Below are 18,499 nucleotides of genomic sequence, written 5' to 3'. Positions count from 1 at the left end.
ACTCTATTAAAATATTTCCACTTATCTTTTGTAGAATGGTGCATTAACAATAACGGCTTCAATCAGTTTATTACGAATTTCCACTTTTATCGGCGCCCCCACTTCAGCTTGGTCGGCTGATACCAAGGCAAGACCTAAGCTTTTCTTCAAAGATGGTGATTGTGTTCCGGATGTAACAATACCTATTTCCTCTCCACCTTTAGAAATTACCTTGTAACCATGACGCGGAATCCCTCTGCCTGTTACTTCAATCCCTACTAATTTTCGTTTTAATCCAGCTTCTTTTTGTTCTGTAAGAGCAGATTTTCCGATAAAGTCACTTTCTTTGTTCGTCTTTACGACAAAGCCGATTCCTGCTTCAAGCGGGCTGATATCGTTACTGAGTTCCTGTCCATAGAGTGCAAGACGTGCTTCAAGTCGAAGCGTGTCCCGTGCACCAAGTCCACATGGTTGTAATCCATTCGTGGTTCCTGCTTCTAAGAGCTTTTCCCAGAGTACTACCGCTTTGTCTGCTGCTAAATAAAGTTCATATCCATTTTCTCCTGTGTAACCTGTACGGGATACAAGTATGTCGGTAATCTCGGAGATGTTGACATGTTGGGCGAATTTAAAAGAGCCAATTTCTGATAAATCTATTTCCGTTAACTTTTGCAAAATGCTTTCTGCCTTTGGACCTTGGATGGCAAGCTGAGCGATGTCTTCCGAAATATTTTGGATCGTCATCTCTCCTTTTACATGCTGCTTCATCCATTCGTAATCTTTCTCAATGTTTGCGGCATTAATAACGAGTAAATATTTTTCATTCCCTAATTTATAAACTAATAAATCATCGACCGTTCCGCCATCTGGATAGCACATTGCGGTATACTGTGCTTGATTGATGCTAAGTTTTGTTACATCGTTTGTAACAAGGTAATTAATATAACTCTCGGCATCTTTCCCTTCCACAAGTACTTCTCCCATATGAGAAACATCAAAAAGTCCTGCTTCTGTTCGAACAGCTTCATGCTCTTCTAAAATGCTGGTAAATTGAACTGGCAGAGCCCAGCCACCAAAATCAATAACTTTTGCTCCGTATTTTTTATATACTTCAAAAAGCGGTGTTTGCTTTAATGCTGTTTCAGTACCCATGATTTACCCCCAATTATGTTTTTTTCAAAATAGATGTTCTTTTCCTGTTTACCGGTTTCTTTCATCGCCAGGCCTCCAAAAGACGTTTCTCGAAGGGTCCTTGGCATACCATTTCCTATACCTTATACATGACTTTAATTACCTCATTTACACAGTAATTGGCTGTTGAAATAACGGATAAACATCACAAATCCCTTTGGTTGTTTCTCTTGCTTTCTGAAGAACGTCTTTATTCCCTTTACTCTTTAGAACAGTTGCAATCACTTCGCCAATTTTCACCATTTCTTCTTCCTTCATGCCTCGAGTTGTTAAAGCTGCTGTTCCCATTCGGATACCGCTCGTAACAAATGGCTTTTCTGGATCATAGGGAATCGTATTTTTATTAACGGTAATGCCCGCTTCTTCTAATAGTTTCTCTGCTTCTTTCCCTGTTAAATTCCAAGGACGCAAATCTAAAAGGACAATATGATTATCAGTTCCACCAGAAACAAGGGCTGCACCTTCATTTTTTAATGTTTCGCCAAGTGTTGCAGCATTTTCAATGACTTGTTTCGCATAATCCTTAAAGCTTGGTTGTAAAGCCTCGTTGAAAGCAACCGCTTTTGCTGCAATGATATGCATGAGTGGGCCGCCTTGAATTCCTGGGAACACGGATTTATTAATCGCTTTGATAATTTCTTCATCGTTCGTTAAAATGATCCCCCCCCGCGGTCCTCTCAATGTTTTATGAGTTGTACTTGTCACAACATCTGCATATGGGATTGGGGACGGGTGAAGACCAGCTGCTACCAGCCCGGCTATATGAGCCATATCCACCATAAGTTTTGCACCAACTTGATCGGCAATTTCTCTAAATCGTGCAAAATTAATCGTTCTTGGATAGGCACTTGTCCCTGCAATAATCAATTTAGGTTTTTCTTTCTTTGCGATAGCTTCCAACTCATCATAATCAATTAGTTGAGTATCTTCTTTAACTCCGTAGGACACAACTTCAAACCATTTTCCTGAAACGCTGACTGGACTTCCATGAGTTAAATGGCCACCATGTGAAAGGTTCATTCCCATCACTTTATCACCAGGCTGCAGCAGTGCGAAAAAAACTGCGAAATTGGCTTGTGCACCTGAGTGAGGCTGAACATTTGCATATTTTGCACCAAAAAGTTTTGTTAAGCGCTCAATAGCTGCTTGTTCTGCCACATCGACAAATTCACATCCACCATAATAGCGCTTTCCTGGATAACCTTCTGCATATTTATTTGTCATCACACTTCCCATTGCCTCTAATACATCTGGGCTAACGAAGTTTTCTGATGCAATTAATTCCAGGGTTTGATGTTGACGTTGTCCTTCCTTCTCAATCGCTTCAAAAATGGTTAAATCATTTTGTTTTAAACTCATTTTATTTTCCCCCTAGTCTTTTTTGATTATTCTGAATTTTAATACGGTTCGAGATACTAAAATCTCTTTCCCGCTACATCTACTTTTCTATGAAGTTTATTAAAAACAGTATGATTTACTACCTTTTTTGCACGCAAAAAAGGACAGAAAAGGGTAACGTAGCGTTCTCTACCCTTCTCTGTCCTTTTACCTGAGAGTTTAGCTCCATTTTAAATAGAACCTTTCCCCTTTGGTGGCGTACTTGTTTATACGCGCTCTCCAGAGGTGCGTCCAGTTGTGGTTCCATCTACCTGAGAGATTTGTTCCAAGGGTCTTTTTGGAACTTGCTCCTTCGGTGGCTTGTGTCGCATTGCACTCTCCCACAACTGTCATTCGCTTATTCAATTTGGTACATTTAGAATAGTAGTTGTGATTAAGTATGTCAAGTAATTTTGAAAGCGTTACCAACGCTATTCTAAAATAATCCCTTTCTCATCAAAATATGAGCATTCATATATCTTAATGGTTGCTTATTAAAGCGGGGCAGACTCCACTTAATTTCCCACTACCTTCCTCTGATTCGTCTGATCTACCTAAATGAGGAATGGCATAAAAGGTTTTAAACCAACTTATATTTTAACAGGAAGGTAAAGGGCAGCCACTCTTTACCTTTTTTGTATATGTGAAACAAACCCTTCAAAATGGCACTTTCCTCTAGTAATCTATCCTATTTTTTGTAATGAATCGTTTCTCGCGGTTAACCACATTAGAAAAAAAGTTCTTTATTCTCACGTCAAAAAAATTTTTTTAATATAAAAATGAAAAATCCTTCCATGCATTTTAGGTGAAACCGCTCATTTTGATGAATAAATGTAACCAGTATAATATATTCAATATCTTCAGAATCTTCCTTCGGCCACCTATTCCGATTGGTAACGCTATCACTTCCATTCCTGGAATAAAAATCTTAACAATCGCAGATTTCAAAGGGATTCAGCCAATTCCCTTCATACCCCACATGGTAATGTATCCTATTCATAAATAATCAATAATAGGAATTTAAACCCAGGACTTTTACCCTTTTTTCAATCGTATAAATATTCAAAAAAATGTCGAGTTGAGTCATCTATCCTTTTACCCTTATACTAGGGTAGAAAAATCGAAGGAGGAATTACATATGAAAAAGCAAATTTCAATCATTGGTGTGCCAATGGATCTTGGTCAAACTAGAAGAGGAGTGGATATGGGGCCTAGTGCCATCAGATATGCAGGATTAAGTGAAAGACTTGAAAACATTGGCTATACTGTCCGTGATGAAGGTGATATTAAAGTAGAAATACAGGAAAGAGCACAAAGTGATAGTGACACAAATTTAAAGAATCTGCAGGATGTAGCAGAAGGTAATGAAAAATTGAGTCAAAAAGTGGATGAAGTCATCCAAGCAAATCGTTTTCCTTTAGTTTTAGGGGGAGATCACAGCATTGCTATCGGGACATTAGCCGGTTTAGCGAAGCATACTGAAAACTTAGGGGTAATATGGTATGATGCACATGGAGATTTAAATACTGCCGAAACTTCCCCATCAGGAAACATACACGGTATGTCCCTAGCCGTAAGTTTGGGTCTTGGCCACCCTGTACTGACTAACATCGGCGGATATTCTCCAAAGGTCAAACCAGAGAACATTGTCATCATTGGTGCCCGTTCTTTAGACCAAGGTGAGAAAGAGTTAATCAGGGAAAAAGGAATTAAAGTCTATACGATGCATGAGATTGATAGAATGGGTATGACAAAAGTGATGGAAGAATCAATCGCCTATCTGAAAGAACGTACGGATCTTGTACATTTATCACTTGACCTTGATGGTCTTGATCCAGATGATGCACCTGGGGTCGGTACGCCTGTAATGGGAGGCATTAGCTACCGTGAAAGCCATCTTGCCATGGAAATGCTAGCTGAAGCTAATATCATTACATCAGCAGAGTTTGTTGAGATAAACCCAATATTGGACGAGCATAATAAAACGGCTGAAGTAGCTGTCGCATTAATGGGCTCATTGCTTGGGGAAAAATTATTATATGGAGCGGAAGATCATATCACTCCTGATTTATTGGCTCATGTTAAATAATCGGACACTTTGTTTTTGATAGAAAGATAGAGAGTTCGTTAAAGTGATGCTCCATAGGGAAAAGCCCATACTTCGTTTATGAGCTTCTTCCCATTGGCGGATGATCGACATGAATCAATTTACATCCCTAGTTTCCTGACGCTTGGCTTCTCTTTCTTTATTAAGCGGCGCTTTCGAAATAAATTCTGCATAGGTACCTATGTTCATTGAATCATGCTTTTTTAATGCAGAAGTAATCTCTTTTCGGAGGGAATTCGACATCATCTAAGAATCAAAATCAAAAGTATTAGACTTGTAAGAACACAAATTCCCTAATAACGTCCCAGCATAAATGAAACCGTTTGCACCCATCAGGTAAAGGAGTTTTTCAATGAAAACAGCAGAAAATCAACCAAATGAATTAAAACGGAGCATGAAAGCAAGACATTTATTTATGATTTCAATAGGGGGATGTATTGGTACGGGCTTTTTCATCGGTTCAGGCTATACCATTCATGAAGCAGGAGCCTTCGGTGCCATCCTCTCTTACATAGTCGGCGGCTTCATCATGTATTTAACGATGCTTTGCCTAGGTGAACTATCCGTTGCCATGCCTGTTTCCGGTTCGTTTCAAACATATGCGACTAAGTTCATCGGTCCTGGAACCGGGTTTGCCATCGGATGGCTATACTGGTTAGGTTGGGCCGTTACAGTTGCCTTAGAGTTTCTGGCAGCAGGACAGCTAATGCAAAGATGGTTTCCTGAATCACCCGTATGGATGTGGTGTGCAATCTTTGCTTTTCTCATCTTTTCACTAAACGCCTTATCAGCAAAGGCATTTGGCGAATCGGAGTTTGTTTTTTCCAGCATAAAAGTATTGGCCATCATTCTTTTCATCATCGTTGGCGGTGCAGCTATGTTTGGTTTGATTGATATGAAAGGTGGACAAGAAGCTCCATTTTTCTCCAACTTTTTCGCTGAGGGTCTTTTCCCCAATGGGATATCGGCCCTGCTAATCACAATGATTACAGTGAACTTTTCCTTCCAGGGCACTGAATTAATCGGAATAGCCGCAGGAGAAAGTGAAAACCCGGAAAAGGTCATACCAAAATCCATCAAACAAACCGTTTGGAGAACCCTTTTCTTCTTTGTTCTTTCTGTCACTGTACTTTCGGCGCTGATTCCAAGGGAAAAAGCCGGTATCTCAGAAAGTCCATTCGTTGTTGTACTTGATAGTCTCGGAGTTCCGTATGCTGCTGACATCATGAACTTCATCATTCTTACAGCACTTTTGTCAGTGGCGAACTCCGGTCTTTATGCTGCGACACGTATGCTCTACTCGCTTTCAAGGGAAGGTATGGCAAGTCCGAAGCTCGGTTTGGTGAATAAGAGAGGGATTCCGCTCAATGCCCTGCTCATCACACTCGCGATTGCCGGTTTGTCATTACTTTCAAGTGTTGTAGCTGCGGACACAATATTTGTCTTTCTTCTCTCCCTTGCAGGGTTAGGTGCACAAATTGGCTGGATTGCCATTTCAGCTAGTCTTCTTGCTTTTAGAAGATCCTATACCCGCCAAGGCGGCAAGATAGAAGATCTGAAATTTAAAGTTCCGCTATACCCATTCATCCCCATACTTGCATTAATAACAAACTGCATCGTCATGATCAGTTTAGCATTTGTTCCTGAGCAGCGAATGGCGCTTTATTGCGGGGGAGCATTCTTTCTTGGATGTTATGCGGTTTATCACTTTAGAGTGAAGAAAATCAAGAAAATTGAAACTCCCAAGCAGGAAGTTGAATTAAATGCCGGTAAAAAAATGGTCATTTAATCCAGAACGCTGAGAAGTATAGTAAGTGGTGAAAAGCGATTTTACAATCCATCAAGATTGCTTTTCAAAGAAGAAATACCCTGGATGTTTACACACCCAGGGTATTTCTTTTATTTAGTCACCATTCCTGCCAGCTACCCAATGGTAAACCGCTTTCCAGCTTTTTTAGTTCCCCTAACCACCCCTGTATATAAATAGGAAGTTAAATTTCAAGCTCCATCTGGGCAATAAAAACAAATATCAAAACAAAAAAATCATCTTAATCGATGATTTTATATTGTGCAAATTCCTTTAATTTAGGCAGGATTGGCTCTAAAATTTCCTTGGCTATGTAATCGGTGTCCAATCCAATGAAGCGTTCACTTTCCATGTCGACCGATCTCGCATTTTCCGGGTCATCACAAAAAATAAACGATATGATTCCGTTATCTTCCGTCATATCTACATATTTAAATGTAATGTCATGTTTCGTAAGACAACTTTCAAACGCAATGCACAATTCATCTATATTTGATTGACTAATAGATGTGAATTTCATATTGATCATCCCCTCTGCTAAAGGATAGCAAAATAAAGCATGAATTTCAAAGCGAAATTCGTGTCCCACTCTTATGTTCTTCTGACACTTTCGACCAAAGGAACCATGGCAAAAAAAACCTCGATTGGAATATCACCGTATGAAGCCTTTTGATGAATGTCATGGCTAATGATTTTACCATTAGAAATGATTATAACCAAATCGATTTCATTCCATTTCCCGAGCTTACCCTTATTTAATTTTTTATCTTTCAACAGCGATTAATAAGGATTGCCATAGGCATAATCGCATTTTGTATAGCCGTGATCTGCAGTTCCTCATGAATATTCCATGGCATGTCTCATATCTTTATACAAACACCTTGTTAGGAGTGGACCAACATGAAATCTTTTTATAAAGGAACGCTCATCTTGATTGTCGCAGCGTTTTTTGGAGAATGTATCGAATTTTTAGTGAACATGCTCCTAGCCAGGGAATTACACGAAGAGGGCATGGGGCTTTATATGTCCATATTGCCAATTTTCTTTTTGATATATGTGATCGCCAGCCTTGAATTACATATTTCCATCTCAAAATTCGTTGCGGAAAATAAACAGGCCATGCATTATAATCTTATCATTCATGCACTTAAGATGGCTGCAGTCGTCGTATTGGTAATGTGTGTAGTCATGCCTTTCATACTTTCCTTCTCATCCATAATGGACAAATACCATCCCTATATTAAATGGCTGCTCATCACACTGATCCCAATAGTTGCCTTTTCGTCGATTGCAAGAGGCTATTTCATGGGTGTCCAGCAAATGGGGAAGATTGCCTTTTCCAACTTTTTAAAAGATATCATTCAATTCGGCTTGCTTTTCCTCATCTTTAACTTATTTCATTTTAACCAGGAAAAGTCATTATTGATGGCCTTTTTTGTTTTGATTGGCAGTGAGTTCCTCGTTTTTCTTTACTTGATCAACCTTTTGATTCTTCAAATGCGGATCATGAGGCGCGGTACGAACTCACGGACAACCGGTAAACTTGCACGGCGAAAGTTATTGGCGGTTTCTCTGCCCACCATGGGGTTAAGGATCTTTCATGCGATAACAAATGCCATCCAACCTTTTTTGATCCACACTGCCCTTCTCTCGGCAGGATTCGGTGCGGTAGTGGCTACGGAGCATTTTGGGATGCTTACTGGAGTTGCAATGACGATCGGCTTCTTTCCAGCCTTTATCGCGCATTCCTTAATGATCATGCTCATTCCGAATGTTTCGAATGCATACAAGAGGCAGGATAAAGAAAAATTGAGGGTTTTATTGCAAAAATCGATGTCTTTCACCGTATTGTATGGAGTTCCGGCCGTGTTTTTCATTTATTTCTTTGCGGAACCTTTGACCTCCCTCTTTTTTTCTTCAACTTCTGCCGCATACTATTTAAAATTATTATGTCCTTACTTCCTTTTTCATTTTTTTGTCATTCCCATGCAAGCCTATCTCATCGGCCTGGGTTTAGTGAAAGATGCTTTCATCCATACCGTATGGTCCCATATTGTTGCCTTTTTAATGATGTATATCCTAGGGTCACAGGCTTCTCTTAATATGGGAGGAATCATTTTAGGAATGAACACTGGTGCGGTATTATTAACCTTCATGCACTACTTGACCATTTGCAAAAAAATCGGCATAAGCATCTTACTGACGAAATCAAGATCGATATCGATAAAGTGAAGCCAAAAGCAAGTTCCGCACGGCAAAAACCTTACTGTTATTGGTTTATAAAGATTTAGATTAAAAATATTGAGCCTTTCCCTGTACATATCACCTTCGTTACTGTATATTTCAACATACTTGGGTAATAATCAAGTAAAATGGTTTAAACTAACCATACAATAGTAATGGAGTGATTTCATGAGTAAAGCTAAGGCTAAGAGCGGAACGGGTAAAGGTACGGGCACCGGAACGGGCAAGAAGGGCTGGAATCGTTGGAAAACAAGTGCCAACAAGAAAAAAAGCGCCAAACCATATGTTAGTAAAGGCGTCAAGCATTCCAGTGATTCAAAAACATCCGGTCACTCTACAGGTGACAAGACAGAAAAATAATTGCTTGTCCTATAATCCATACAAAACATAGAAAATTTATGTTTGTTCCATATTCTCATACAGGGTGTTAAGAGATCTGTATGAGAGAAATGGGTCTTATAGAAATAAACCACTAACAATATCCATATGAGGCATAAGAATACAGCTATTATACATACCATCAAAAAAGACACTCCAAAACCCGGCAGTGTCTTTCATTTTTATTTTTTTCTTTTTTATCTAATTTGGCTTTTGGGTTTGATAGCATTGATTTTTTTCGGGGAAAACTCTGTCCGGAAGCCGTTAGTGGCTTTTTTAACAGAGTTTGTAACTGAATGTATCGCTTCACCAACGTCCTGAGCAGAATCCAATAATGGTTCGACCGTTTTCATTTTAGTTTTTACATCGTCGGTGATTTCATTTGCAGTTTGCAATAGTTGTTTCGATTCGCCGGATAAATCGTGGATGGCATTTCGCACTTCAACCAATGTGTGATTGGCTTCCCCTATCGTGACCATTCCCTTTTGAAGTGTACTTATCAAAAATACGACCAACCAAATGAAGGCTAAAGCTATTGCAGCCACACTATATTGAATAATCAAGATAAAGTTCCCCCTCTGAATTAAATAGTAGAAACGATTGCTTTTAATAGGTTAGTGAAACCCGGGGTGCCTGTTTTTAAAGATAAATGATGATTCTATTTGAGTTTTATTTGAACCCCCCCAGCTTTAGTTCGAGTTGGAGGAGCTGACGGTGTGGTTAAATCCTTGGGGCGGCCTTCCAAACTGGCTTCTTTCATGGTATTGGTTACATTATGAATCATTTCCCCAACATCTTGAGCGGATTCCAGCAATGGATCTACATTTTCCATCTTCCCTTTTACATCCGCAGTAATTTGATTGGCCGAGTGGATCAGTTGTTTGGACTCTTGCGTTAATCCATGGACGGCATTTCTTACCTCTTCCAGTGTCTTATTTGTCTCTTCGAGCGTTCCCATTCCTTTACGCAGCGTCTGGTTGACATTATATATCAAATACACGACGGCTCCGGAGACACTGGCAACACTTAATTTAATGAACATTTTCATATATCCACTCCTTTCATTTAAATTTATGCATTGTCCCTTTCATTCATTCCCTATAGTCCATTACTTGTCCGATCAGTTTTAAAGAACCATTTACCTTTCCCCAAAAGAAGTTTAAAGGATAGTTTAATGGATAATAGTAAGGGCGTGTAATCATTGTTACGACGCATGCTTAAAAGAAGAACATGTAAACATGATGCTGGAAAGCCTTCGCTTGGATCGGGAATGAGCGGATATTTGCTCTTTTTTAGCACAGGCGATAGGGAGAGGAACCCCGTTTATTTCAGAGTTGGCTAAAGTTTGTGTCAAGATTTGTGAAAGCTGCGGAAATGAATGCAAAAAACACGATCATGAACAGTGTCAAAAATGTGCCGAGGCTTGTTTGTGATGCGCAGAAGAATGCAGAAAAATAGTCGCTGATGTAAGGATAGCATTAGCTATTCCTTTCAGACTATAGACAAATTCGATGAAAATCGAGGTTGTCCATTTTTATGGCTTGTACAATTTGGACGTTGATTGAAACGTAAGGCTCGCTTTCCGCGGGCGGTCGGCCCTCGGCTTTCGCCTGCGGGGTCTCCCCTAGACGCGCTTTTCTAAGCAGGAGTCTCGTACACCCGCTCTAATCAACTTTGTCTTACCTTTTAGATAGAACACTGTTGCCTGGAGTGAGTTTTGTTTTTATTAAAACCTGAGGTGATGAGGATGCCTTCTAAACATGATTCCATTCAGCGAGATCAGCTTGAAATGATTACTTTAGATCAACTTGTGCCACCGAACAATTTGGTTCGTAAAAAGGAGGCTGCCATTAAATTTAAAGAAGATGGCCAATTGAACATGGCGAGGTCCAAAAATGGCCTAACATTAGATCCCCAATCTCATAACTTTAGGCGAAATTCAGAGGAAACTTCAAAAGGGGTTCAGAATTTATTAATTCCGTACCCCATTTATTATCCTTCCCCCTTACCAACTGACTACTTTTTGAACTTATTAAAGGATGATGATATTTCTTATATATTCTAACGAGGTATTTGTCGAAATTTATTTACCAAGAAATTTCAACAAATACGAAAAACATCTATTGAAAATCGCCCTTTTTAGGCACACTAGTATTAAAAACAGGAGGATATTATGACACCTCGGAATGTTCCTGCTAAAGATGATTTAGAAGTGAAAGATACCCCCGCTTCACCTGATAAGGAAAGTGAAGTAGCTAAACTCAATCGATTATTAGGTGCAGTCATGCGATATTTATCAGATGATGAGCAAGAAGAAATAGATATAGAGTATCTTCTCGAAAACACCGAAGGGCTGCGAGATTGGTGGAGCGAATATAGGGAGCTAGACCGAAAACGGGTCGAAGAAGAAATTAAAAATTCGCTGACGGATCTATCCCTCGAAGAACTAGAAAACATACGAGAACAAATCCGTACAAAGGCATAAAAAAATCCCTGCATAGGGATTTCAGTTTGTAGAATGGGGTTCTACCTAAAATATATAATAAGACTAGATTATCCTTCATCATGTTTTTTACTATAATCTTTATTTGATTGAACAAATTTGCGACACTCCTGTAGAATTACTGGCTAGCCGGGACACCGCAGCCGCTTTGATGCGGCTTTGCAGACAGTAGGCGGAAAGGGAATGGATTTCTGATATCAACTGAAACGGTTTTTAAATAAAAAACGGCAGTCAAACTCGCTTTTTTTAGAGCTTGTCGTCTGAAATCCGTGCATTGTGATAAACCAGATCATGCATGATTTTTTTCATACCCAAAGACATTTTTTGAGTTTAACAATCATTCCGTTCATGGGCACCATACAACCTCGTATTCAAACGCCACTCAAGGAACTTAGTTCTAATTGATCGATCATGGAATCAACCAATGCATGCAATGGATTTAAAACTGTCTGTCCTGTCTGAAGTTCATATCTCCTTGCCGCTTCGACCATTGATAGCTGAGCTACAGACAGCCGTCTATTTTCGTTTTTAAACTGGGATAAGTAATTCATGATTTCCTGATTATATCTTTCTCCCAATCCCTGCATAATGAATTCAAAAGCATCGTCGATAATGATGACTTCAAAATCCACAGTCCCATATTTTTCAGCATGTGCAGTTAAACGTTTGACTGTTCCTTCAACAGTGGCAGGGTTCGTGAATAATATCATTTGCGGCTGCTGCGATTGGCAAATTTGCTCAAAATATGGTTCATCGATTTTAATGATGGGCATGGGTAAAGATAGTTGTTCTTCGTCTAATAAAGCAATATAGTTTGTACAAGTTATCAGGATGGCATCCACTTTACATTCGGCAATCCATTCGACCTGTTGTTTAACCTTTTTTTGAGCATCCGAATAATTAAAATTTTCATCCGTTGACACCCGTTGCATCAATCCCGGATCTACAAAATGAAGCCATTCAATATCGAATTTCGAGAATGCGTTTTCTATGTATTCTATATTTGTATAGTGTGCATGCAAACAGCCTATCTTTTTTTTCATAAATCTCCCGCTTTCGTCAGTTAGTATTCTGATTATTCTAACACAAAAACGCGACACGTTGACCGATGGCAGCAAAAACGATGATGAATAACCATGTCCCTCCTGTTATATCGGGGTAAAAGACTGCTTCTTTGAGCCAGATTGCTCAGTAGGTATGAATCGGGCTCTTGAGCATATATTTATCAAGGCGATAACAAGGGGAATCATCAGGAAAATGGAACATCAGTAACCAAATTGCTGCTCATTTAAAGTAAAGTAACCATTAAGAGAAACAAACCGAAGTCAGTTAAAAAACATTATATTGGAGAGTGTTCACCATTCTTTATTTAATTGCGATTCTTTTCCCTCCATTAGCGGTTTTATTGGCCGGTAAACCCATTCAGGCTGTGCTTAATTTGGTCCTCACACTATTTTTTTATGTCCCTGGATTAATTCATGCAATCCTAGTGGTGCATGACAAGAAAGCGGATAAACGAATGAAGCAGCAAGCAGCGTTTATTGCTAAACTGAAACGAACGACTAAGTGATTTATGCAAACACCAATAACCCGAATGCAATGTATTCGGGTTATTGTCAAAAGAATTCGTTTAATTGAATCTGTGCGTCTTTCTAATCCCTCTATGATAACAAGCGTCACATATTTGAAAACGTGAGTCATCAGGCAGCCTTTTTCCACAGCGCTTGCATTTTTTTTGATAATTCAACATTTCATCTTTTAACTGATCATGAACGCCATCACTGATTTCTTCACGGATACGCTCCCAATAAACAGCTTCCGTACGCTTACCCATCCGATATAAAAATAAAAGATGAAGACCTATCGCTTTATAAGATAGCTCCAATTCCTCAAGATTCCTTGTCTTGATGATCGGTTCAGGAAGGTCACTGTTCTCGGCAATCGCTTCGACCGTTTCCAGCCACTGTCTGATCAGACTTGGTTCTTTTGCCGAAAAAGGAATATGCAGGAAACCATATAAATCCATTAAAGAAAAACGAGCTTCGATTTCTGTATCCCGTATCAGTTCGTAAAGCTCCCTTTCTTCCGATAGCGAAGCCTTTTTCGTGCCTTTAGGAGGCTCAAACCTCTCCCACATTTCGAAAAATGTCCCCAGGTTCCGGTAATATTTTTGAAAACGTTCAAATACAGCAGAGGTTGGGGCGATCGTGAAGGTTTGAACTGGCTCATCTACCTGTTCAAGCAACTTATTCATGATATTGATTTCTGCTGTAAATGCTACCTTCCCCGTGTCATAAATCCCTTTTCTACCCGCCCGGCCTGCGATTTGCTTGATTTCTTGAGAAGTCAATCTTCTTCTTCGTGTCCCGTCGAATTTTTCATTTTCAAGAAAGACGATGCGGCGTATTGGCAAGTTCAATCCCATTCCAATCGCATCGGTGGCAACGACAACTGATGTTTCACCGCGATTGAATAATTCTATTTGCCGTTTTCTATTTTCAGGAGGCATACTGCCGTATATCATGCTGACATTATGTCCACTCTCTTTAAGCCGGGATGCTGTTTCCAGTACCTGCCTTCTAGAAAAACAAATGAGGGCATCCCCTTTTTTGGTATACTTCAGTCCAAACTCCCTTTGTTCCACCTCAAGCGGTATTTCCCGTCTGTATTCGTGAAGTTCTAAATCTGCTTCATTCAGAAGGTTCAGAAGCATCTTTTTGATATTATTGCTCCCGATTATGTGTACTTCATTCGCATTAGCTTGCGTAATTGCCCTAAACCAAGAAAAGCCTCGATCTTTATCGGCAATCATTTGGGCTTCATCTATGACGATTACTTCATGGTAGTCTTTTTCATGAAACATTTCAACGGTACTGGAGACATGTTTCGCACCCTCAATAGCCTTTTCTTCTTCACCGGTTTTTAATGAGCAAGGTACACCATCCGCATTTAATTTATCAAACACTTCCAGTGCAAGCAGTCTAAGTGGAGCCAGGTACATACCGCTTTCCGCTTGTTTCATTTTTTCCAGGGCCTTATGCGTCTTCCCTGTATTGGTCTCACCTATATGCAAAACATATCTAACTTTTTTTCCTAATGATGGAGTATAGGCCTTACCCATGATGTCATCGATCATCCTTTGCTCTTCTGCCCGCTTCCTGGCTTCTTCTGCCAATACTTCAGCTTTTCTTCTTTCTCTGTTCTCCACGTCTTTTTCAAATATTTCTTCGTGCAATATTTCATTAAAAGGAATTCCTTCAAGCTTCAGTAAATCAGAAAGGTATTCTTCCTGAAGCTCATCAAAACAGGACTGAGACAAATCGGCCAATTCATCGCTTAGTATACCTTGAAGGGCATCGTCCGTCAGCCTTTCCCCATATGACTCCAAAAAATCATGATGCAGGGCGGCAGATAGATGGTTCAAGTATTTGTCAGGGGCTAATTTCATTATGAAATCCGAAACTAACCTTTCATACCTGTAGTAGTAATTTTCATATTCATAACGGTTCCGGCCCCAACCGATTAACGAATGGATATCGCCTGTCAGCTCTTCGAAAAAGTCAGTGACCATTAGGTATTCGGCAGCTTGAAAACCGCCCTCTTCAACTAATTGTTCTTCAAGCAAGTACGGATCGACATATTGGAATTTAGGCTTATTCTTCAGATCTTTTGCCATAATACCGGCAATATAATACCTGACATGTAAATATAAAAGAAGTGAGTTATTTTCGAAAAATGAATTGGCTTCTTCTTGCAGCCTTGCGCGTATTTTCCAACGCTGTTTGGCAAGCCGCTGCTCTTCTTGTCGCCTAAAGAATTTCTCCCTTGCATTTTTATATCTCTTCTCCCAATCCTCTTGATTGTCGGCAAAGGTTTTTTTAATCCACGTTAAGCCATCAAATGGGCGATACTTCTTTAATTCGTTCCGGAACATGCTATTGATCAGCTTATGGTCTGAACCTTCCGTTACAAATCCCCTTTCGCTTAAAAAAGCCTTTTTTTCCTTTCTGGGCACATCATTTGATGCTTTATTTATCCAAACATTAATCCAAATTTGCTCAATAAAAGTCGTCCTGTCTGATATATATGCTGAATAAGAAGGCATTGTCTCTTGATTCTCTAAATAAAAATCAATATCCTGGATGATTTTTTCTTTTGTATTCTCTATAGCAATAGGATATATACTTTCTAATTTTCCCATAGTGATCCCCTTTTGAATTATCCAATATGTACTTGATTACTTCCTTTTATCCTCCCCAAATTTTTGTTTAAAATGAGCTTGTTACATTCGTTTTATCATTTAAATTCATGAGCTCCGTTATCATGAGAGGATGCAAAAATGTCAGGTTGCTTTACTTCCCAAGGTAAATATCAAAAATATGCCAAATATGCACATTAAAGTTACCCTCACCATTTCATTTACAGTATAATGCTATAAATACTGATTAGAATTTATGGATTATGAAGAGATACCCAGCCTTGGCCAGAATCGTTTTATAATCAGGAGAATTTAATGATAATAAAAAAAAGCCGAAAATAAAGTAAAGGTCCATTTTTCAACTTTCCCGATTACATGATTCATCCATAATACAATTCCAACCCCTTAATTGAGTTTAGAGTAAATCCGAGCAACTGTCACGATATTCAGATTATGCTTTTGTGTCTTTGCTTTGTGTATAAGGAATATCATCAGAAAACCCTAAAAAGAATATAGATAAAAAAAGGAGTCTGAGAATGATTCAGCAAGATATCAACTATTATAAAAATTTTGATTCCATCGCTAAAGAAGTATTAGCACTATTAGCTCAAACCATTGAGGTCAATACATTTTTCCTTTCTATAGTGAATCCCATCCAGAGTTTCATGATCAAGTCCTTCAATAGAAATGCAAAGTTAATTTGTGAAGGTGACATCCTTCCTTATAATATGGCTTATTGTAAATTAGTTGTTGAGAATGGCTTGGAACCACTTGTTATCCCGAATTTGGGGAAACATGAATTGACTAGTAACCACCCTGCAACGAGGTTTATCGGGAATGGGTGTTTTATGGGAGCTCCCCTTATAAATGAGGATGAAATCATTGGGACATTATGTGCATTCGACATTAATCCTCATGTTTTTAAAGAATATGACCTAACCCTCATTAAGTCTATGGCAGCTTTGATTAGTCATGCCATCAATCTTGAAAAAGGGATTATCAGGGATCCTTTATCAGGTCTTTATAATCGGAACTTCATTTATAATTATTTTGATTATCATCAAGATAAAACGAACGATGAAATGGCCCTTCTTTACATCGATCTTGACCATTTTAAATTTTTTAATGATTCCTTTGGACATGATACTGGTGACGGCGTCATCAAAAAGGCTGCCGAATGTTTTTTGCAAACCGTCCCCGAAGGCAGTCAGGTGGCTCGAATCGGTGGTGATGAATTCATTGTATTATTAAATCCTTCGCATTGTGAGGATTTAATGAAAAGCACTCAGCAAAACGCTGAATTATTATTGAACAGTTTATCCACCATGCCCATTACCATTAATGGAAATGATCATTTTATATCAGCTAGCATAGGGATTAGCTTTTATCCTCATCATGGTACGGAAATGGACTCACTTTTGAAAAAAGCGGACCGTTCCATGTATATGGCCAAAGAGTCTGGACGGAAAAATATTCAATACTTCCACCCTGAGTGATCATGTAAAAAATAAAAAAACCAGTTCTCCTTAGGAGACTGGCCTTCTTTCACCTTAAAAAAATCCAACGTTTCGCTTTCAGCCTTTGCAAAAGCTTGAGCAGGTCGGCATTTGCCTTATGTATCCGTTTCTCGGATGGTGAAGCGGAGGGGACCGGGATGTTAACTCTCTCGGGCTTTTTGTTCATATTCTGAAAGCCCCTTCCTATTCTTTGATTTTGAATAGTATATGCGGGTTAACCATTAAATATCATAAGGAAAGGAAAACCTTCCTTCTTATAAAACATTTTTTAACCGGCTGAGGCGTGCGGCTTTTTCTTTTTGTTTCAGAATGATGCGTTCGTTCTGTTTCATCACTTTTTTAGTGTGGGGACTTAAACCTACATCGGGTATTTTAACCTGTGGTTTGATTACGGCAACTGACACGTCGTTGCCGGCTTTATCATAAATGCTCATTTATCCTTCACCACCTGGTTTTTGTTTTATGACCATATCGAACATCATGATTAATAATGCTATCAATAAACAATCGACTTCTGAAACGAAGCTTTCTGATTTAACGTCAAGGATATAGGGTTCCATCAAAATACTAACAGGCTGCAGAGCCATTTTTTCTTCATCATTATAATACGTATCTTCTCTTTCCAATGTAGCACGAATGGTACTGCCATTCAAGTTCGGAACCCCATTTATCACCGACTGCTTGTCCTGTTCGGTTTTGAAAGGAAGGATTTTCACGTTCATCCCTTCCTTTGCTGCATATGCTTGAAGGAGAATGCTCAAATAAGCCAAGTATTCCTTATTCGTTTGATAATACTCAGGTATTCCTTCTTTCTTTAGGAGATGGAACATATTCTTGACCTTTTCCCTATTATCCGTTAATAGTTTATCACTTTCCGCAACGGCTTTTGTTGCATAGGATAGCTCGTTATCGCCAATCTTCGATATATACATGCTCAAGAACACAAACATATCAATCAGGATGAATACGATAGCCATGATCAAGAAATTTTCCCACTCATTAAAAATGCTCATCGGATAGAAATTCCAATAAATCAGTGCTCCCAGTATAAAAATGATATACCAGGTTTTTCGAATCGCTTCAATCCTTTTACTAACCTTCTCTTTATATTTCCAAGAAAGAATGACATAAGCTAATAATGCAATAAATACTACCCATACAAAGACTCTGAAAAACATTAACAATCGATTTATCCCCC

17 protein-coding genes, 1 pseudogene and 1 riboswitch are annotated in these 18,499 nt (G+C 39.0%); of the genes and pseudogenes, 9 read left to right on the top strand and 9 right to left on the bottom strand.

The window, feature by feature from the left end:
- Window positions 1-21 precede the first annotated feature (21 nt).
- Together gcvT and glyA are read right to left on the bottom strand one after the other, a co-directional pair.
- Window positions 22-1,131, bottom strand: coding sequence for a glycine cleavage system aminomethyltransferase GcvT (gene gcvT / locus NYE65_RS24645; protein WP_328177960.1), 1,110 nt, complete (start codon window positions 1,129-1,131; stop codon window positions 22-24).
- 147 nt (window positions 1,132-1,278) lie between these two features.
- The gene (gene glyA, locus NYE65_RS24640) at window positions 1,279-2,529 is read right to left on the bottom strand and encodes a serine hydroxymethyltransferase (RefSeq protein ID WP_328177959.1); all 1,251 of its coding nucleotides are present in this window, start codon (window positions 2,527-2,529) and stop codon (window positions 1,279-1,281) included.
- A 168-nt stretch (window positions 2,530-2,697) separates the two neighbouring features.
- Window positions 2,698-2,801, bottom strand: a riboswitch (glycine riboswitch).
- Between the two features lie 884 nt (window positions 2,802-3,685).
- Between glyA and rocF the strand changes: the two genes are divergently transcribed.
- A complete protein-coding gene (gene rocF / locus NYE65_RS24635; protein WP_328177958.1) occupies window positions 3,686-4,636 on the top strand; it encodes an arginase in 951 nt (316 codons plus the stop codon).
- Between the two features lie 370 nt (window positions 4,637-5,006).
- Window positions 5,007-6,443, top strand: a complete 1,437-nt coding sequence (locus tag NYE65_RS24630) for an amino acid permease (RefSeq protein ID WP_328177957.1) — start codon at window positions 5,007-5,009, stop codon at window positions 6,441-6,443.
- 259 nt (window positions 6,444-6,702) lie between these two features.
- Here NYE65_RS24630 and NYE65_RS24625 read toward each other — a convergent pair whose 3' ends face one another.
- Entirely contained in the window at window positions 6,703-6,981 is a 279-nt protein-coding gene (locus tag NYE65_RS24625) for a hypothetical protein (RefSeq protein ID WP_133346176.1), read from the bottom strand.
- A 380-nt stretch (window positions 6,982-7,361) separates the two neighbouring features.
- Here NYE65_RS24625 and NYE65_RS24620 point away from each other — a divergent pair, with 380 nt between their 5' ends.
- Both NYE65_RS24620 and NYE65_RS24615 read left to right on the top strand, forming a co-directional pair.
- Complete coding sequence (locus NYE65_RS24620; RefSeq protein ID WP_340861940.1) at window positions 7,362-8,693, top strand: oligosaccharide flippase family protein; 1,332 nt, start codon at window positions 7,362-7,364, stop codon at window positions 8,691-8,693.
- A 180-nt stretch (window positions 8,694-8,873) separates the two neighbouring features.
- Window positions 8,874-9,065, top strand: coding sequence for a DUF3934 family protein (locus NYE65_RS24615; RefSeq protein ID WP_034312059.1), 192 nt, complete (start codon window positions 8,874-8,876; stop codon window positions 9,063-9,065).
- Between the two features lie 215 nt (window positions 9,066-9,280).
- Here the strand turns inward: NYE65_RS24615 and NYE65_RS24610 are convergent, their stop codons facing one another.
- Together NYE65_RS24610 and NYE65_RS24605 are read right to left on the bottom strand one after the other, a co-directional pair.
- Complete coding sequence (locus NYE65_RS24610) at window positions 9,281-9,646, bottom strand: DUF948 domain-containing protein (RefSeq protein ID WP_158226141.1); 366 nt, start codon at window positions 9,644-9,646, stop codon at window positions 9,281-9,283.
- A gap of 95 nt (window positions 9,647-9,741) precedes the next feature.
- Entirely contained in the window at window positions 9,742-10,131 is a 390-nt protein-coding gene (locus NYE65_RS24605) for a DUF948 domain-containing protein (RefSeq protein WP_328177956.1), read from the bottom strand.
- Window positions 10,132-10,261: 130 nt separating this feature from the next.
- On the opposite strand from NYE65_RS24605, the pseudogene NYE65_RS24600 reads away from it, so the two are divergent.
- The 3 genes and pseudogenes from NYE65_RS24600 (at window position 10,262) to NYE65_RS24590 (ending at window position 11,568) form a co-directional block, all read left to right on the top strand.
- Window positions 10,262-10,516 (top strand): annotated as a pseudogene (locus NYE65_RS24600) (four-helix bundle copper-binding protein).
- A gap of 284 nt (window positions 10,517-10,800) precedes the next feature.
- The gene (locus NYE65_RS24595) at window positions 10,801-11,148 is read left to right on the top strand and encodes a hypothetical protein (protein ID WP_340861939.1); all 348 of its coding nucleotides are present in this window, start codon (window positions 10,801-10,803) and stop codon (window positions 11,146-11,148) included.
- A gap of 108 nt (window positions 11,149-11,256) precedes the next feature.
- Window positions 11,257-11,568 (top strand): hypothetical protein, encoded by a 312-nt coding sequence (locus NYE65_RS24590; RefSeq protein ID WP_340861938.1) that lies wholly within the window; start codon window positions 11,257-11,259, stop codon window positions 11,566-11,568.
- A gap of 389 nt (window positions 11,569-11,957) precedes the next feature.
- Here NYE65_RS24590 and NYE65_RS24585 read toward each other — a convergent pair whose 3' ends face one another.
- Window positions 11,958-12,629, bottom strand: coding sequence for a hypothetical protein (locus NYE65_RS24585; RefSeq protein ID WP_340861937.1), 672 nt, complete (start codon window positions 12,627-12,629; stop codon window positions 11,958-11,960).
- Between the two features lie 317 nt (window positions 12,630-12,946).
- On the opposite strand from NYE65_RS24585, the gene NYE65_RS24580 reads away from it, so the two are divergent.
- Window positions 12,947-13,156, top strand: a complete 210-nt coding sequence (locus tag NYE65_RS24580) for a YqaE/Pmp3 family membrane protein (RefSeq protein WP_106026579.1) — start codon at window positions 12,947-12,949, stop codon at window positions 13,154-13,156.
- A 60-nt stretch (window positions 13,157-13,216) separates the two neighbouring features.
- On the opposite strand, the gene NYE65_RS24575 is transcribed toward NYE65_RS24580, so the two are convergent.
- Entirely contained in the window at window positions 13,217-15,787 is a 2,571-nt protein-coding gene (locus tag NYE65_RS24575; protein ID WP_340861936.1) for a helicase-related protein, read from the bottom strand.
- Between the two features lie 533 nt (window positions 15,788-16,320).
- On the opposite strand from NYE65_RS24575, the gene NYE65_RS24570 reads away from it, so the two are divergent.
- On the top strand, window positions 16,321-17,280 hold the full coding sequence (locus NYE65_RS24570) for a sensor domain-containing diguanylate cyclase (protein WP_340861935.1): 960 nt from the start codon (window positions 16,321-16,323) through the stop codon (window positions 17,278-17,280).
- A 275-nt stretch (window positions 17,281-17,555) separates the two neighbouring features.
- Here the strand turns inward: NYE65_RS24570 and NYE65_RS24565 are convergent, their stop codons facing one another.
- Both NYE65_RS24565 and NYE65_RS24560 read right to left on the bottom strand, forming a co-directional pair.
- A complete protein-coding gene (locus tag NYE65_RS24565) occupies window positions 17,556-17,735 on the bottom strand; it encodes a hypothetical protein (RefSeq protein ID WP_340861934.1) in 180 nt (59 codons plus the stop codon).
- Window positions 17,736-18,479 carry a type II toxin-antitoxin system SpoIISA family toxin gene (locus NYE65_RS24560; protein ID WP_223255799.1) on the bottom strand — a complete coding sequence of 248 codons (744 nt, stop codon included), beginning with the start codon at window positions 18,477-18,479 and terminating at the stop codon, window positions 17,736-17,738. It lies immediately after the preceding gene.
- Window positions 18,480-18,499: the final 20 nt, after the last annotated feature.

This window comes from Peribacillus sp. FSL R5-0717, from assembly GCF_038002945.1.
In the GTDB taxonomy this organism is placed as follows: Bacteria; Bacillota; Bacilli; order Bacillales; family DSM-1321; genus Peribacillus; species Peribacillus frigoritolerans.
This window is presented reverse-complemented; position numbering and strand designations above follow the sequence as displayed.

Excerpts from the sequence above, each read along its gene's own strand:
- NYE65_RS24630 (WP_328177957.1), top strand. The coding sequence starts at position 5,007 with ATGAAAACAGCAGAAAATCAACCAAATGAATTAAAACGGAGCATGAAA.
- NYE65_RS24570 (WP_340861935.1), top strand. The coding sequence starts at position 16,321 with ATGATTCAGCAAGATATCAACTATTATAAAAATTTTGATTCCATCGCT.
- NYE65_RS24620 (WP_340861940.1), top strand. The coding sequence starts at position 7,362 with ATGAAATCTTTTTATAAAGGAACGCTCATCTTGATTGTCGCAGCGTTT.
- NYE65_RS24565 (WP_340861934.1), bottom strand. The coding sequence starts at position 17,735 with ATGAGCATTTATGATAAAGCCGGCAACGACGTGTCAGTTGCCGTAATC.
- NYE65_RS24605 (WP_328177956.1), bottom strand. The coding sequence starts at position 10,131 with ATGAAAATGTTCATTAAATTAAGTGTTGCCAGTGTCTCCGGAGCCGTC.
- NYE65_RS24585 (WP_340861937.1), bottom strand. The coding sequence starts at position 12,629 with ATGAAAAAAAAGATAGGCTGTTTGCATGCACACTATACAAATATAGAA.
- NYE65_RS24615 (WP_034312059.1), top strand. The coding sequence starts at position 8,874 with ATGAGTAAAGCTAAGGCTAAGAGCGGAACGGGTAAAGGTACGGGCACC.
- gcvT (WP_328177960.1), bottom strand. The coding sequence starts at position 1,131 with ATGGGTACTGAAACAGCATTAAAGCAAACACCGCTTTTTGAAGTATAT.
- glyA (WP_328177959.1), bottom strand. The coding sequence starts at position 2,529 with ATGAGTTTAAAACAAAATGATTTAACCATTTTTGAAGCGATTGAGAAG.
- NYE65_RS24575 (WP_340861936.1), bottom strand. The coding sequence starts at position 15,787 with ATGGGAAAATTAGAAAGTATATATCCTATTGCTATAGAGAATACAAAA.
- NYE65_RS24590 (WP_340861938.1), top strand. The coding sequence starts at position 11,257 with ATGACACCTCGGAATGTTCCTGCTAAAGATGATTTAGAAGTGAAAGAT.
- NYE65_RS24625 (WP_133346176.1), bottom strand. The coding sequence starts at position 6,981 with ATGAAATTCACATCTATTAGTCAATCAAATATAGATGAATTGTGCATT.
- rocF (WP_328177958.1), top strand. The coding sequence starts at position 3,686 with ATGAAAAAGCAAATTTCAATCATTGGTGTGCCAATGGATCTTGGTCAA.
- NYE65_RS24560 (WP_223255799.1), bottom strand. The coding sequence starts at position 18,479 with ATGTTTTTCAGAGTCTTTGTATGGGTAGTATTTATTGCATTATTAGCT.